Origin of the sequence: Streptomyces lycii (assembly GCF_009735685.1) — a bacterium.
GTDB lineage: Bacteria > Actinomycetota > Actinomycetes > Streptomycetales > Streptomycetaceae > Streptomyces > Streptomyces lycii.
Window position 1 is genome coordinate 1 of sequence record NZ_WHPN01000032.1, and the last position, 375, is coordinate 375.

Below are 375 nucleotides of genomic sequence, written 5' to 3' on the forward strand. Positions count from 1 at the left end.
TTTTTTCGGGGGTGATGGGTGGTTGGTCGTTGTTTGAGAACTGCACAGTGGACGCGAGCATCTGTGGCCAAGTTTTTAAGGGCGCACGGTGGATGCCTTGGCACCAGGAACCGATGAAGGACGTGGGAGGCCGCGATAGGCCCCGGGGAGCTGTCAACCGAGCTGTGATCCGGGGGTGTCCGAATGGGGAAACCCGGCAGTCGTCATGGGCTGTCACCCGCTGCTGAACACATAGGCAGTGTGGAGGGAACGCGGGGAAGTGAAACATCTCAGTACCCGCAGGAAGAGAAAACAACCGTGATTCCGGGAGTAGTGGCGAGCGAAACTGGATGAGGCCAAACCGTAGGCGTGTGATACCCGGCAGGGGTTGCGCTT

The 375-nt window shown here is 59.2% G+C and carries 1 rRNA gene; it reads left to right on the top strand.

The window, feature by feature from the left end:
• Nucleotides 1-65: 65 nt before the first annotated feature.
• A 23S ribosomal RNA gene (locus tag GCU69_RS01515) occupies nucleotides 66-375 on the top strand; the annotation flags it as partial.